The 15,597-nt window shown below is 66.5% G+C and carries 10 protein-coding genes; 7 read left to right on the forward strand and 3 right to left on the reverse strand.

Going from position 1 to position 15,597, the window contains the following annotated elements:
* The first annotated feature begins 113 nt into the window (after positions 1-113).
* The 7 genes from kdpF to VF632_RS14450 are packed head-to-tail and all read left to right on the forward strand — an operon-like array spanning position 114 to position 7,918.
* Positions 114-203, forward strand: coding sequence for a K(+)-transporting ATPase subunit F (gene kdpF, locus VF632_RS14420; RefSeq protein ID WP_331023610.1), 90 nt, complete (start codon positions 114-116; stop codon positions 201-203).
* Position 204: 1 nt separating this feature from the next.
* Positions 205-1,923, forward strand: coding sequence for a potassium-transporting ATPase subunit KdpA (gene kdpA, locus VF632_RS14425; protein ID WP_331023611.1), 1,719 nt, complete (start codon positions 205-207; stop codon positions 1,921-1,923).
* On the forward strand, positions 1,923-4,052 hold the full coding sequence (gene kdpB / locus VF632_RS14430) for a potassium-transporting ATPase subunit KdpB (RefSeq protein WP_331023612.1): 2,130 nt from the start codon (positions 1,923-1,925) through the stop codon (positions 4,050-4,052). Before kdpA ends, kdpB begins: the two co-directional genes overlap by 1 nt.
* A 28-nt stretch (positions 4,053-4,080) precedes the next feature.
* The gene (gene kdpC / locus VF632_RS14435) at positions 4,081-4,689 is read left to right on the forward strand and encodes a potassium-transporting ATPase subunit KdpC (RefSeq protein WP_414682898.1); all 609 of its coding nucleotides are present in this window, start codon (positions 4,081-4,083) and stop codon (positions 4,687-4,689) included.
* A 55-nt stretch (positions 4,690-4,744) separates the two neighbouring features.
* Positions 4,745-5,836, forward strand: coding sequence for a porin (locus tag VF632_RS14440; protein ID WP_331023614.1), 1,092 nt, complete (start codon positions 4,745-4,747; stop codon positions 5,834-5,836).
* A gap of 16 nt (positions 5,837-5,852) precedes the next feature.
* Positions 5,853-6,998, forward strand: coding sequence for a sensor protein KdpD (locus VF632_RS14445; protein WP_331023615.1), 1,146 nt, complete (start codon positions 5,853-5,855; stop codon positions 6,996-6,998).
* 56 nt (positions 6,999-7,054) lie between these two features.
* Positions 7,055-7,918, forward strand: coding sequence for a hypothetical protein (locus VF632_RS14450; RefSeq protein ID WP_331023616.1), 864 nt, complete (start codon positions 7,055-7,057; stop codon positions 7,916-7,918).
* A 449-nt stretch (positions 7,919-8,367) separates the two neighbouring features.
* Here VF632_RS14450 and VF632_RS14455 read toward each other — a convergent pair whose 3' ends face one another.
* The 3 genes from VF632_RS14455 to VF632_RS14465 all read right to left on the reverse strand — a co-directional run bounded on the left by VF632_RS14455 (position 8,368) and on the right by VF632_RS14465 (position 15,581).
* Complete coding sequence (locus VF632_RS14455; protein WP_331023617.1) at positions 8,368-9,069, reverse strand: hypothetical protein; 702 nt, start codon at positions 9,067-9,069, stop codon at positions 8,368-8,370.
* A gap of 87 nt (positions 9,070-9,156) precedes the next feature.
* Positions 9,157-13,446, reverse strand: coding sequence for a DUF6603 domain-containing protein (locus VF632_RS14460; RefSeq protein ID WP_331023618.1), 4,290 nt, complete (start codon positions 13,444-13,446; stop codon positions 9,157-9,159).
* Between the two features lie 32 nt (positions 13,447-13,478).
* Entirely contained in the window at positions 13,479-15,581 is a 2,103-nt protein-coding gene (locus VF632_RS14465) for a hypothetical protein (RefSeq protein WP_331023619.1), read from the reverse strand.
* Positions 15,582-15,597: the final 16 nt, after the last annotated feature.

The following is a 15,597-nucleotide window of genomic DNA, read 5'->3' on the forward strand; positions in this document are numbered from 1 at the left end:
ATGCTCGACGTGATCTACCTGCTCGCCAGCGCCGGATTCTTCGCCGCCATGCTCGCGTACGTGCGCGGGTGCGAGGCGCTGGGCCGCCAGGCGGGCGAGGCGGAGGGACCGAAATGACCGCCGAAAATTGGAGTGGACTGGTGCTGGCGGCCGCGCTTCTCGCCTACCTGACGTACACGCTGCTGAGACCGGAGAAGTTCTGAGATGACCGCCAACGGATGGCTCCAGATCCTCTTCTACTGCGCCCTCGTGCTCCTGCTGGCGAAGCCCATGGGCATCTACATCCACGCCGTCTACGAGGGGCGGCGGCGGTGGCTGGGCCCGGCGGAGACCGGGATCTACCGCGCGCTGGGGGTGGACCCCGATGAAGACCAGCACTGGACACGCTACGCGGCCGGCATGCTGCTCTTCGGCGTGGTGTCGATGCTGGCGACCTACGCCGTGCTGCGCCTGCAGGCCGTGCTGCCACTCAACCCGCAGGGGATGGCGGCCGTGCCGGACCGGCAGGCGTTCGAGACGGCGGCGTCCTTCACCACGAACACCAACTGGCAGAGCTACGGCGGTGAGAGCACGATGTCGTACTTCTCGCAGATGACGCAGCTCGCCTTTCACAACTTCGCCTCCGCGGCCGCGGGGATGTGCGTCGCGTTCGCCCTGGCGCGCGGCATCGTCCGGCGCTCGGCCGGACGGCTGGGCAGCTTCTGGGCGGACCTCGTCCGCGGGACGCTCTACCTGTTCCTCCCCCTCTCCATCATCCTGGCGCTCGTCCTGGTTTCGCGCGGCGTCATCCAGAACTTCAAGCCCTACGACGTGGTGACGACGGTCGAGGGCGTGCAGCAGACTCTGGCCATGGGGCCGGTAGCGTCGCAGGAGGCGATCAAGCAGCTGGGCACCAACGGCGGCGGCTTCTTCAACGCCAACGCGGCGCATCCGTTCGAGAATCCCACGCCGTTCACCAACCTGCTCTCCATGCTGGCGATCTTCCTGATTCCCGCCGGCGTCGTCTACGCGTTCGGGCGGATGGCGGGGAAGCCGCGCCACGGCTGGGCCATCCTCGCCGCGATGTTCATCCTTTTCGTCGCCGGAACGGCGGTGACCTATGCGGCCGAGTCCGCCGGCAACCCGATCCACGCCGCTCGCGGGATCGACGTGGCGGGCGTGGTGGAAGGCCACTCCGCGGGGAACATGGAGGGGAAGGAGACGCGGTTCGGCATCGTGGGCAGCGCGCTGTACGCCGTGGTGACGACAGCGGCCAGCTGCGGCGCCGTGAACGCCATGCACGACTCCTTCACGCCCATGGGCGGGCTGGTGCCCATGGTCAACATGCAGCTGGGCGAGGTCATTTTCGGCGGCGTGGGCGCGGGGCTGTACGGGATGCTGATCTTCGTGGTCCTCACCGTCTTCCTGGCGGGTCTGATGGTGGGGCGGACCCCGGAGTACCTGGGGAAGAAGATCGGGAGCCGCGAGGTGCAGATGACCATGCTTTACGTCCTCGCGTTTCCCGCGGTGGTGCTGATCATGACCGCCGGCGCATCGGTGATGGATGCCGGCCTCGCCGGGCGCAACAACGCCGGCCCGCACGGGCTCAGCGAAATGCTGTACGCCTTTACCTCCGCAGGCTCCAACAACGGCAGCGCCTTCGCGGGGCTTACGGGCGGCACCTACTTCTACAACACGATGATGGGGATGGCGATGCTGATCGGCCGCTTCGCCTTGGTCGTCCCGGCGCTCGCGCTGGGCGGCTTCCTCTCCGAGCGGCGGGTGACGCCGGAGACGGCGGGCACCTTTCCCGTCGACACGCCGCTCTTCGTGGGGCTGCTGGTGTCGGTGATCCTGATCGTGGGCGCGCTGACGTACTTCCCGGTACTCGCGCTGGGCCCTGTCGTCGAGCACCTGATGATGAACGCCGGGTGGGTGTTCTGATGAGCACACCGCTAAAGGACCGCGCGGAGTTACGCAGGGCGGAGCCGCCGACGGCGCCACCCTCTGCCCAGGGCCGGCGCGCGAAGGCCCGGCCGCTCTTCGACGGGCCTGTCGTCCGGCGTGCCGCGGTGGATGCGTTCGCCAAGCTCGGCCCGCGCCACATGGTGCGGAACCCCGTGATGTTCGTCGTACTCATCGGCAGCGTGGCAACCACGCTCCTGCTTCTGCGCGACGTGGCGGAGGGGGAGAAGATCGGATTCACCGTCCAGATCGCGCTGTGGCTGTGGTTCACGGTGCTCTTCGCCAACTTCGCCGAGGCCATGGCAGAGGGGCGCGGCAAGGCCCAGGCGGACACGCTGCGCCGCAACCGCACGGAGGCGATGGCGAAGCGCCTGGTCGACCCGGCTGACCGGGTGCGCACGGAGTCCGTCTCCGCGACGGCGCTGCGCAAAGGCGACCTGATCCTGTGCACGCCGGGCGACGTGATCGCCTCGGACGGCGAGGTGGTGGAGGGCGTGGCGTCGGTGGACGAATCGGCCATCACCGGCGAGAGCGCGCCCGTCGTCCGCGAATCCGGCGGTGATCGCTCGGCCGTGACGGGGGGCACCAGGGTGCTCAGCGACTGGCTGGTGATCCGCATCACCAGCAACCCCGGCGAAACCTTCATCGACCGGATGATCGCGCTGGTGGAAGGCGCCACGCGGCAGAAGACGCCGAACGAGATCGCGCTGGCCATCCTCCTCTCCGGACTGACCATCATCTTCCTCCTGGCCGTGGCCACGCTTCAGCCGTTCGCGGTCTACAGCGGCGGCCCCGTGCCGACGGTCGTCCTCATCGCCCTGCTCGTCTGCCTGATCCCCACGACGATCGGGGGGCTGCTGTCGGCGATCGGCATCGCGGGAATGGACCGGATGATCCAGCACAACGTGATCGCCACCAGCGGCCGCGCGGTAGAGGCGGCGGGCGACGTCAACACGCTGCTGCTGGACAAGACGGGGACGATCACCCTCGGCAATCGGCAGGCGGCGGAGTTCATCCCCGTCGCGGGCGTCACGGCCGAGCGGCTGGCCGACCGCGCGCAGCTCGCCTCGCTCGCCGACGAGACACCGGAGGGGCGGAGCATCGTGGTGCTGGCGAAGGAGGCGTACGGCATCCGTGGCCGCACGCTGGCGGAGGGTGAGCACGCGCTCGTCCCTTTCACGGCGCAAACGCGGATGAGCGGCATCGACCTGGACGGCCACTGCATCCGTAAGGGCGCGGGCGATTCCGTCGCCCGCTGGGTGCGCGAACACGGTGGCGAGGTCCCGCCGGAGCTGGACGCCGCCGTGGAGTGCATCTCCCGCGCGGGCGGCACACCGCTGGTCGTCGCCGAGAAGAACGGCGGGGCCGCGCAGGCGCTCGGCGTGGTCTACCTCAAGGACGTGGTCAAGGGCGGCATCCGCGAGCGCTTCGAGCGGCTCCGTGCCATGGGGATTCGCACCATCATGATTACGGGAGACAACCCGCTCACCGCCGCCGCCATCGCCCAGGAGGCGGGGGTGGACGACTTCCTGGCCGAGGCCAGGCCCGAGGACAAGATGGAGGTCATCCGCCGCGAGCAGCAGGGCGGACGACTGGTGGCCATGACGGGCGACGGGACCAACGACGCGCCGGCGCTGGCGCAGGCCGATGTGGGCGTGGCGATGAACAGCGGCACGCAGGCGGCCAAGGAAGCCGGCAACATGGTGGACCTGGATTCCAACCCCACGAAGCTCATCGAGGTGGTGGAGATCGGAAAGCAGCTGCTGATGACGCGCGGCAGCCTGACGACGTTCAGCATCGCCAACGACGTGGCCAAGTACTTCGCCATCATCCCGGCGATGTTCGTCGCCACGTATCCCGAGCTCGACGCACTGAACGTGATGCGGCTGGCCAGCCCGCAGTCGGCCATCCTGGCCAGTGTGATCTTCAACGCCCTCATCATCGTCGCGCTCATTCCGCTGGCCCTGCGCGGCGTGAAGTATCGTCCGGCGCCCGCGAGCGTGATCCTGCGCCGCAACCTGCTCGTCTACGGCCTGGGCGGACTGATCGTGCCCTTCGTGGGGATCAAGCTGATCGACGTGATCCTGTCCGTGCTCGGACTGGCGTGACGGCCCTGAAACAGAGAGACGGACGATGATCAAGAACCAGATCCGCCCCGCCGTCGTCGGCACGCTGGTGCTGATGCTGATCACGGGCGCGCTGTACCCCGGCGTCGTCACGGCGCTGGCGCAGGTGATCTTTCCCCGGCAGGCCAATGGCTCGCTCGTCGAAGCTGACGGGCGGGTGGTGGGGAGCGAGCTGATCGGCCAACCGTTTGCCGGGCCCGCCTACTTCCACCCGCGCCCGTCCGCCGCAGGGAGCGGCTACGACGGCGGCGCGTCCGGCGGCACCAACAAGGGCCCGACGGACCGCAAACTGGCCGACACGCTGATTACGCAGTCGGTCGCGCAAGCCGTCGAGGCGGAGGGTGCGCAGCCCGGCCGCGTGCCTGCCGACATGGCCACGCGCAGCGCGTCAGGGCTGGATCCGCACATCTCGCCCGCCAACGCGGCGCTGCAGGTGGCCCGCGTGGCCCACAGCCGCGGGGTGGACGCGGCGCGCGTTCAGGCGCTCGTAGCGCGGCACACGGAAGGCCGTACGCTCGGCCTCCTGGGCGAGCCGCAGGTGAATGTGCTGCTGCTCAACCTGGCGCTGGATCGGGAGACGGAACGCCCGGCGGCGGCTCCGGCTCCGACCAGGCCCTGACCCCTGTTTCACTACTTTCGACGGCGATCCGACTCGCCTGGAGATAAACGGACTGATGAAAAAGATGCTCATCCTGGCGGGCGCCGCGGCGCTCGCCTGGCCGGCCGTGCTGCTGGGGCAGGAAAACGACTCCACCCCGCGAATCACCTTCGGCGCGTTCGTGGACGGTTACTACGCGTACGACTTCGGCCGGCCTGCTTCGCACGACCGGCCGTTCACCACGCAGGCCGCGCGGCACGACGAGTTCAGCCTGAACCTGGCGCACGTGGAGGCGCGCTACGCCTCGCCGACGGTGCGCGGCCGGGTGGCGCTGCAGGCGGGGACCAGCGTGCAGTTCAACTACGCCGGCGAGCCGGACGCGCTGGCCGGCACTCAGCCCAACTACCTGCCGCTGGTGCAGGAAGCCATGCTTGGCGTCAGCGTGGCGCCCAACCTGTGGATCGACGCGGGAATCATGCTGTCGCACGTCGGCAGCGAGAGCTGGATCTCCATCGACAACCCCACCTACACCCGTTCGCTGGCGGCGGAGTTCAGCCCCTACTACGAAACCGGTGTGCGCGCCACCTGGCAGCCGCTGCCGAACCTGAGCGCGCAGTTCAACGTGGTGAACGGCTGGCAGCTCATCTCCGAAAACAACGAAGACAAAGCCGTTGGCGTGCGCATCGACTGGACGCCGGTGGTCCCGCTCACGCTTTCGTACTCCAACTACATCGGTCGCGAGCCCCTCGCGGCGACGGGCGAGCAGGACGTGCGGGTTTTCCATGACCTCATCGCCCGCTGGGCGCCGAGCGGCCGCGCGCTGCTGATCGGCACCGTGGATTTCGGCACGCAGCACGAGAGCGAGTGGCTGGCCGCCTCGGTGGTCGGCCGCTGGTGGCTGACGCCGGCGATGGGGATCAACGGCCGGATCGAGCGCTTCGACGACGAGCGCGGCGTGGTCTCCACCACCGGCATGGCGGTCGCACCGGGGCTGGTGACGAACGGCGCCTCCGTCGGCCTCGACGTCCAGCGGGGCCCTGCGGTGTGGCGCACGGAATTGAGGACCTTCTTCGGCGCGGAGGAGGCGATCTTCCCTGACCGTGATGGCGATGGCGGGGTGGCGAAGACGTCCACCGCGGTGGTGACGTCGCTCTCGGTCCGCTTCTGAGCATGCCCGGCCGCGCATGACTGACGCGAGCAGCACCGCTCCGTTCCTGGACCTGGTCCGGGGTGAGGGTCCGGGGAGCTTCAAGCTCTACATGGGCTCGTTCGCCGGCGTGGGGAAGACGTTCCGCATGCTGCAGGAGGCGCACGACCTCAAGCGGCGCGGCGTGGACGTCGTCGTGGGATACGTGGAGACGCACGGCCGCGCGGAAACGGCGGCGCTCGTGGATGGCCTGGAAGCCGTCCCCCGTCGACGGGTGGAGTATCGCGGCGTGGTGCTGGAGGAGATGGACACGACGGCCGTGCTCGCGCGCCGGCCGCGAGTAGCGCTGGTCGACGAGCTGGCGCACACCAACGTTCCCGGCGCACGCCACGCTAAGCGCTGGCAGGACGTTCTGGAGCTGCTCGACAACGGCATCGACGTCATCTCCACCGTCAACGTGCAGCACCTGGAATCGCTCAACCGGGTGGTCGCCGAGACGCTGGGCGTCAACGTCCGCGAGATGGTACCCGACTGGGCCGTGGCGCGCGCCAACCAGGTGGTCAACATCGACCTCCCGGCAGAGGAGCTGCGCCAGCGGCTGATCAACGGAAAGATCTACGCCGCGGACAAGGTGCCCGCCGCGCTCGCCAACTTCTTCACCCTCGAGAACCTGACCACGCTGCGCGAGCTGGCGCTCCGCGAGGTGGCCAGCAGCGTGGACCGGTTGCGCACCGGGCTCGTGAGCCGCGAGGAGGGCGTTCCTCGCTCCGCCGACCGCGTGCTCGTCGCGATGAGCAGCATGCCGCCGCGGACGGACGTTCTCCTCCAGAAGGCGAGCCGGCTGGCGGGGCGGCTGAACACTGACTGGTATTGCGTCTACGTGCAGACGCCGGAGGAAAGCGCGACACGGATCGACTCCTCCGTGCAGCGGCATCTGGTCGACAACATCCAACTCGCGCAACGCATGGGCGCCGAGGTCGTCAAGCTGGAATCGGCCGACGTGGCGGACGCGGTCGTTCGGTTTGCGCGAGAGAAAGGCGTGTCGATGATCGTGGTGGGACGTACCCACCGGTCCAGGCTCCACCGCGCGTTCAGAGGCTCTGTGATCGACCGGCTAATCGAGCGGGCCGCGGCGCTGGACGTGCTCGTCGTGTCGTTCGCGGAAGGGGAGGAGGGGGGATGAAGGTCGGGCAGCGTCTCTTTGTCGCCGTGCTTCCCGCGGTGCTGGGCGTCCTTGCGATGGCGGGCCTGGCGTACTGGGGGCAGCGCGGGCGGCAGGTTCCCGAATGGCTGCTGATGGCGGGGATCATGACGGCCGTCGCCACCCTGGCGATGGCGTGGCGCAACACGCGGTACGTGGCGCGCCGGATCGAGGCGCTCTCCCGCCCCGCCCGCGAGTCGCCCGCTGACGTGGGTATGGACGACGAGCTGAATTCGATCGAGCGCCGGATCGTGGAATCGGAACGGCGCGGGGAAACGCGCGAACAGGCCGCGGAGGCGCTGGTGCGGGAGTACGCCGGCCTCCTCGCGGACGCCTCCGCCACCGTCGGCGGCAAGCTGGACGAAGTGCGTATTCCGCTTCACATCCTCCTCTCCAGCCCGTTCGGCGAGTTGAACGACAACCAGGAAGAGATGATCGGCGCCGCGCAGAAAGCCGCCGAGAACGCTGATGAGGCTCTGCGCTTCATCGGCCGAATCGTGGAGCTGGATGCTGACCGCGTGGAGTCGCGACCCGAGCCCATCCGTCTGCGCGACCTAGTGCATCCCGTGCTCGCCGCCGTAGAGCCGCGCCTGCAGCGGGCCGGCGCGACGCTGGAAACCGACCTGCCCCCGACGCTCCCGCACGTGCATGTCGATCCGCGCCTAACGCGCGAGGCGCTGTCATCGATCCTGAATCGCGTGGTGGGTCGGGTGCCTCGCGGCACCTGCGTGCACCTCACGGCAGAGTCGCGGGACGGGGTTGTCCACCTGCGGATTCAGGATGCCTCGCTGTACTTGGACGAGGCGTTTCCGCTCGCTCAGCGACTGTTGCACCTGCAGGGTGGTATGGTAGCCGCCTCGGCCGGCATGGTAGAGATCCACCTCGGTACGGTGAGTCGTTAGCCCGACGGGCCGGTGGAGCTCCGTGCGAACTGATGCGGGACCCGCCGTAATTGTCTCGAGCGTTGTTCGATCCGAAAAGACACAACTGATTCGGTCCTTACCCGGGTGATCGGATTCTCCGGGTGACCGGGCAGTGGATCTCCCCGGGTCTGGGCGGAGGCATCTCAGTTGGATCGGGCACACATGGACTTGCCGGAAGCAACTTCACCAACCAGGCGACAGGACTCCGGGCTGGCGCTGCCATCGCTTGGCTGAAGCGGCCTTCCGGCGCCTTGGTAGGCGATGGCAGCAGGAGCAACGAACCGCGTTCGGAGATCGAACACTCGCCTGCCCGAAGTAAACTCGGCTACTGGTACGTAAAGTCGGCTGCTCAAAAATAAACTCGGCTGCTGACGGAGACGCCGCCACTCGGAAAGAGAGGCGGCGTCTCGCATTTGTGGGGCTGGGCTTCAGCGGACGCCCAGCGTTTGGCACCAGGCGCCGGATTGGAAGAGCGGGAAGGATTGCCCTCCCAGACTGGCCGTCACCGCAAGCGAGTCCCCATGGGCCGTCGCCGAGATGCCGAAGGAAAGTTTGCGGGGATGGGACGGATCGGCCAGGGCGAGTTCGGCATCCAGGGTAGTACAGGAAGCGGAGACCTTCGCCACCGAGGGTTGCAGCTTCCAGGCCGGAAAATTCAGCAACGACAGGAGCCGCGCGTCGATGGAGTCGACGACGACTTTCTCCACGTTGGGCAGGCACACGGCCGGGTTGCCGATCCACCTCGTGGGCACCGTGTCCTTGGCAAGTTCCCCCCCCTCCATGCGGGCCTCATACATCAGGCTTCCGCCGGCCCGATCGATCCGGACATCTACGGGCGGGTTGTTCAGGGTGATCTGGGAATCCGGCCGCGCCGGAGTCGCGATCGACAACCACGTGAAGTACGTATAGCGGATGGAATCGCAGCTGCGCGCGAATCCCCCGGGGAACCCGTTGGCCGTGCCGGTGCGGACGATCCCCGCGAGCAGCCCTCCCAGGGTGTCGGCGATCAGGTCCTGCCGCGCCGAAAGGCAGGGGCAGCCTTTTTTTTCCGGCCGCGTTGTCTCGCTGCAATGCGCGAGCGCGAACAGGGATGCGATGACTGCGGCCGTGCGGATGCTCGGGATATTCATGCCGACTCCTTCCTTCTTGCGTGACGGATCGCGGCGGGGGCCCGTCCGCGCCCTGCATCCGCGCCTCCCGCCGTTTCCCCGATCCGCTCAGGCGGGGAGGGCGTATTCATAGGCGAAGATGGGGGGAGCCAGGAGGACGTCGCCGGCCTCCATAGCCATGTGCTGCACGTCGATGTCGCGATCGATTTCCACGCCGTTGGCGAGCAGGGCCTCCACGATCCCGGCACGGGAGGGCGCGGCGGCGATGGTGGCTTGCAGCCGCCCCATCGGATCGGCCGGCTCATCGGGCCCGGCTACCGGCGCCGCGCCCGACCAGTCCAGGGAGGGTACGTAGCCGTAATCGTTGAATCCGAGCTGCGCGAGGTCGGCCCATGGCGTCTCCTCGGGCTGGACCTCCCTGGCGGTGATCTGGAAGCCGAGCAGCACGTCCGGGACCAGGGTCGAATCGGCCCCGATATCCGGCTCCCCGGGAATCCACAGGGCTTTGGGCGCGTTCTGGATCAGGGCGGTGACGTAGAAGACCTGCTTGTCCCCGATGGGCGCGTCCCAATAGGACAGGGTCAAGGTGACGGCCGACGAGAAATCGTCCGGGTGTACGCTGGAAGGCCCCACGCCGAAGCTGACATTGCGGGCGTCCAGATCGGCCTGGTTGGTGATGACGACCTGCCCGGGGTCCACCGGGACGGGGTTCCCCTGTTGATCCGTGCCTTCGATGACGAGGGTGTAGGTCTTGGCGGGGATGGTGGTCAGGGCCTGGAGCTGGGTCCCGTCCGGGCTCACGATCCAGTCGATGTCGTCCGGATTCTCCGCGCCCTGGGCCACGTTCTGGATGAGCCCCAGGGGTGCGCTCAGGTTCCAGACCTGGAACTGGGTGGACGTGACGGGCGCGGGAGACGGCGTGGGCGCCGGGTCCGGGGCGGGCGGAGCCGGCGGGTCGGCCAGGAAGAACGCGTCCGCCATGGGCGCCGCCTTCGCGGCCGTCGCCTTCAGGGATGATGGCCTTGCGGAAACCGTGGCCATGGGAGACGACGGCGCGGCCCGGAGCGCTTCTGCGTTCGCCGTCCGTTTTGCCAGCCGTGTCTGCTGCAGCAGGGAATCGGGTGGCGCGGCCGGCGGCAGAAAGGATTGCTCGAACTCGGACCAGGGGATGGGCGGCGGCTTCTGCGACGAGCTCGCCCCGAAGGATACGGTGAAAGAGACGATCCACAGGTGGATGTGCGCGACGCCGGAGAAGGCCGGTCCCCAGATGCTGAGGTCGGCGCCCAGGCTCACCGAGATGGTCACGGTGACATGGGTGAACAGCAGGTTGATGCGGAAGGTGTACGAGACCCCGAAGGAAAGGTAGACGTCAATCTCGTAGTGGTACGGCTTCCACATGATCAGGAAGTCGGCCCCGACGTCGAACCAGCATTTCAGGTCCCCGCTTTGCCACAGGGCTTCCAGGCTGCCGCCCGCCATGAGGCATACCGGCGTGAGGGCGAAGTACATGCCCCCCTTGATGGTGAGCTCCGGGGTCACCACCCAGTTGAACCCCAGCCGGGGCACGTCGGGATACCACGGCGGCTTGTTGAAGTTGGGATGGTACCCGCCCAGGGTGACCACGAAATCGCCCGCGTTGGGGTTGTTCCCGAACCAGACGTAGAAGGCGAAGCCGCCCGTGAGATGGCAGGACGGATCGAGCAGGTACGAATTGGAGGTGAGCTTGGCATCCACCGCCACGAGGCCGTCGTCGGGAAGGATGCGCACTTCCAGGGCGAGCTGCGCGAAGAGCAGGGGCCGGGGATCGCCGGTGGGGATCGACGCGGTGGTCAGGCCCAGCAACGCGATTTCCAGGGAGCTCCCGAACTCCACCGAGACCAGGGCAAAGGACTGCAGCATCTGGAACGAGGTGAACTGGACGCCCGCCGCCAGCCAGTTCTCGCCGATGGACACCGGCACCACGTTCTGGGAGACCAGGACCTGCAGGGCCTGGTTCGGATCGCTGCCGCTGAAGGGGCTGCTCTGGCCCGGCACGAAGCCGCTGACCAGGGGGAAGGTGGCGACCTGATCGATGGAAGGCAGGGCCAGGCCGCGGTTGTAGCCGAACCCGGCCGCCAGGCCGGTGATGAAGAAAGCCGGGGGCCCGCCGAAGGGGCCCAGGACCGTCGCGAAGATGAACATCGAAGTCTCACCGTCGACCCTGGCGTAGCTGCCCAGGGCGGACAACGCGAAGTCCCCGGTCTTGATCAGCGCCTGGCCATTGTATTCGGTGAGGTCCTCCCCGTTCGGGCCCGTCACCTCCTGCCGCACGAATCCTCCCGAGATCTCCACCGCCCCCGAGCTGAAGGTGAGTCCCAGCCCCTGCAAGCCGAACACGGGGGCGAAGGTGGTGAGCGGGGAGCCGGCCGAAAGGCCGTCCAAAGTGAGGGTCATGGCCCCCAGCTTCAACGAGAAATTGAAGGAGATATCGAGGACGCCCTGGCTATACGCGAAGCCGATCTTGTCCATGTAGACCGGCCCGAATGCCTTCTGGAGATTGATCCAGTACCCGTTCTGGGTCTGCAGGTTATTGCCCGCATCGCCGGCTCCGGAGGCCGGGGCGAGGGACGCCGGCGATTGCGGGGTGGGCAGCGAGACGAGGGATTGCGAGCCAGAGCCCGAAGACGGTGTGGCCGTGCCCACGGCGACCGGCGCCGTATAGCCCGCCACCTGGAAGGTCATGCTGAGGTTGACGCCCCGCTGTAGGCCGGCGGGGTTGTCGGGCAGGGTCGGCAGGGTGGCGCCGGTGGCGGCCCCGGCGGCCTGGATGAGCGCGTTGAGATTGCCGACATCATCGGCGGCGAGCGGGCCGGAGCAGACCAGGAGGTTGAAATCGTCGATCTCGAACGGGCCCAGGGCGCCCACGTCCTCGCCGATGAGGGGAAGGCCGGTCAGGTCGAAGCGGCCGACCGCCACGAGGAAGGTGTAGATCCATTGCGTGGCCGGCTTGCTGGCCGTGAACACCAGCGCGCCGTAATTCTTGGAAACGGCGGTGAGGATGAGCTCCGTGCGGGTGAAATCGTAGGCGAAGGACAGGCTGGTCAGGCCCAGGTCCATGTCGGGAGGGATGTCCGAGAGGAGGCTGACGAGATCGGCGTTCCCGAAGGTCTTCGCGATGTCGGCGAGCCCCACCGAGCCCTGACCCGTTTCCGTCCAGTAGCCGATCAAACGCTTGTCGTCGGAACTGAAATCGTATTCGACCCCGACCTGTTCCGTTCCCATCGTCAGGGTGCCGGAAAGGAAGCCGTTGTAGCCTCGGACACCCGCCGCCACCTGGGTTCCGACCTGCAGGGCGAACTGGATTTGGAACTCGTTGCCGGCGATCGAGAACGGCTCGGAGTTTCCGATATCCAGCTCTCCCCCGAACATGAAAGAACCGGCGTCGGCGTTGAAGGAGAAGAACAGGTTCATGAAATCGATGCTGGGGAACCCGTCCGGAAGCGTGACACCCCAGTCTTTGCACAACTCCGCGATCAGCCCCGTCAGCGGCAGGTGTTCGCCTTCCTGGGTCTGCCCTGCGAAAGTCCAGCCTTGGCCCGCCCCGGGAAACATCGCGGAAAGATCGATTTCGATCCCTCCCACGACGATCGAGCCGGCGACGTCATAGGTGATCCCGCCGGATCCGCCGATAACCATGGACAGATCGGCCGAGGTGATGCCCACCCCGGGCGCGAAGTTCCAGCCCTGCCAGCCGTCGGGCGTGCCGATGAGGATCTGGGTGCTCACGAGCCCGGGTGGCGCGAGGGAGCAGACGAATCCCACCTGCTTCACCCCCACGGTGGACACGATATCCTTGAAGGGGGATTGCAGGGCGTCGCCGATGTTTACGCTGCCGATGAACGTGAAAACCTCGGCGATGGTGAGGGGATCGACGAACGTGGCCTTGAAATGCCAGTAACCGGCGGCGACGGGCACCTCCATGGTCAGGCGAGAGGTGACTCCGTTGATGGCGACGTTCCCGCCGATCGTCCCGACGACCGGCACGGGGGCGTTCCCCACCGTGAAGGTGAAACCCGGATCCGACAAGGTGAACCAGTCGATCCCGGGAAGGGTGAGCGGCTGGGAGGCGAAATCGATGGATATGTCTGCCGAGTATTGCTCCAGAGCCAGGGTGAAGACCATGCCCACCGTGAAGGTCCCGAAACCGAAAGAAGCGGTCGTGCCCGAAAGCGATACGGTTTGCTGATCCTGGGAGAGGACCACGCCATCGGCGTCCACGTCTACGGCCATGGCATTGCCGGAGAGCAGGTTGGCGCAGAATCCGGCGATGTTCTGGGACGCTGGGAAAACCGGACCGGGGATGTCCAGGGTTTTTCCCGCGTAGGGGAGCAGTTGGCCGTAGAGCTCGAGGATGGTCATATCGGTTCCTTGGGGCGGTTTTTCCGATGCGTTCAAGTCCCTGCGTTGATGGCGGCGACTGCATACCCCATCCCCTTGAGGAGTTTGTCGTTCGCCGGATTGCGGAAATAGTCCCCCAAGCCCTTGAAGTAGAGTGCCTGCCGGCTGTCCGGGGTCATGACGTCCCGAAAGAAGGTCGCGAGGGTATCCAGTTTGTTCTGGTACACCACGCAAAGATTGACCGATTCCGTATCGCAGGCGGCCCGCAGGAAGTCGAACATCTGTTGCTTGTCGAGTACGTTGGCCGGGAACGAATCGTCGTCGAAATTCACCGCCGCCCTCAGGGCGAAAAATTTGAGCTGGAGCTTGTTTTCCGCGTCGATAAAATTGCGGAGCCTCAGATAGTTCTGGATCTGATCGAACACCGGCCCAGGCTGCTGCCCGAAAGTCGCGGCGTTGATCGCGATGTCGGGGATCCGATTCCACACGACCGCATTCTGCGCTTTGAAGCACGCCTTGGCTTCGTCGTTCTGGAGGGTCTCCCGGAGAGGCTTGCTCTCGGAGCCGGCCAGGGTAAAGGGAAGGCTCGGGTACAGGAAAACCTTCAGCTTCCGCTCTGCGGGCAGGGGAAAGGAAAAGATGTTATCGAATCCGGTCTCCTGCTTCGAAAGTTGGAGGTAGGGGCGCCCCGAATTCAGCATGACGGGCATGGTGCCCTTGCCTTCGAAGACGGGCGGAAGCGGGCTGTTGAGGTAGAAGTAATTGAACAGCGGAGCATCCACGGGACCTATGTTGGCGATAAGGACCTGATTGTTCGCGAGGCCGGTGACCGACGCGTTGCTCCAGGGGGACCCGAGGGCCCAGCACGAAACGCGGTCGCGATAATTCGCGGGGAGCAGGGCCCGCAGATCCGCGATCCATGTGAGCGGATAGTCGTTCAGGGTCATCAGGACCGTCCCCACGGCCGTGGGCGCCACCCCTTGCCCTTGCCCCTGCCCCTCCAGAACCGAAAGTACGAGGTTCGCCAGGGCCAGGATCTGCGGTAGGCTCGTCCAATTGGAGAGCATCGTCGAGGCGGTGCCGTCTGGTTTTACGCCGTGGGCCAGGCCGTAGACGGGCATCAGCAGCTTGGTGGCCCCATTGGCGCAGCAATTGGCCTGGATGCAAGTCACGGCGGCCTGGGCCCCTGGGTCCGAGATGCGGGCGATCTCGGACGATACGGCCGCCCAGGTGACGGTCGTGAGATCCTGAGAGTAACAGGTCATGCCCAGGAACTGCAGTTGCCCCAAAGGCTTCTGGTTCCCGAGATCGATCGTCGTGTTTTGCGCATAGAGATAATTCGCGGCGTTCCACTGGAAGGGCTGAAGCATCAGGAAGTACCGCACGTTGCAAATTGGCTTGGGATTGGTTTTGGGACTGTCCACGCCGCCGGAGAACCCGAATTCGACCTCCTCAGCGGGAGGACCATCGCTCGTGGCCAGAAAGGTGAAATCGCAACCGCCCAAGGTGTCGCTGTGGTAAACCGCGTCGGCGATTTTCTCCTTGTTCAGCGGGTCGATCTGGAGCGTTAATTCCGGGAGCAGCGACTGCAATGTTTTCGCGTTCCCGGTGGCGTCGATGTAGACCACCCCGATGGCGTTGGTGTACCCCCAGGAGATGATCCTCCTGATGAGAAGGCAGGTGGTCGTTTGGTGCCCACGCGATGAGGAATCCGGCACATATACGCGGATGGTGTTTTGCCCCGCGAGATACGTCTTGACGGCTCCCAAGGTGTTCGCAGTGGCCGCCTCCCCCCCCGCGATCGCCGCTCCCAGGACCTGTCCGACGTTCTGAGGCGGAGGCTTCGCTTTGAGATAGATCCTCGCCGCGGTTCCATCGACCTGCCGGCCGATGCAGGCGTCCCCCGCGCGGGTCACCGCCGTGACTCCGGCATCGGAAAAAAGATCGTAGTGTTGGAAAAGGATGTCGAAAACCGGTTCCCAGGGAGTACAGACGGTGGGATCCGTTACGTCCCTGCCTCCCTTCAGGAGCAGGGGATCATCCTCATTCAGATCTTTCAGCCCAAGAAAGACGATCACGGCCAGGTTCTCCGGCGTCCATTTGACGACCTGGTTGCCGGCATCCAGGAATTGGAAGGTCAGGGTGATCAGCGGCATGCTTAGCAGCCTTTCG

Source organism: Longimicrobium sp., from assembly GCF_036388275.1.
Taxonomy (GTDB): Bacteria; Gemmatimonadota; Gemmatimonadetes; order Longimicrobiales; family Longimicrobiaceae; genus Longimicrobium.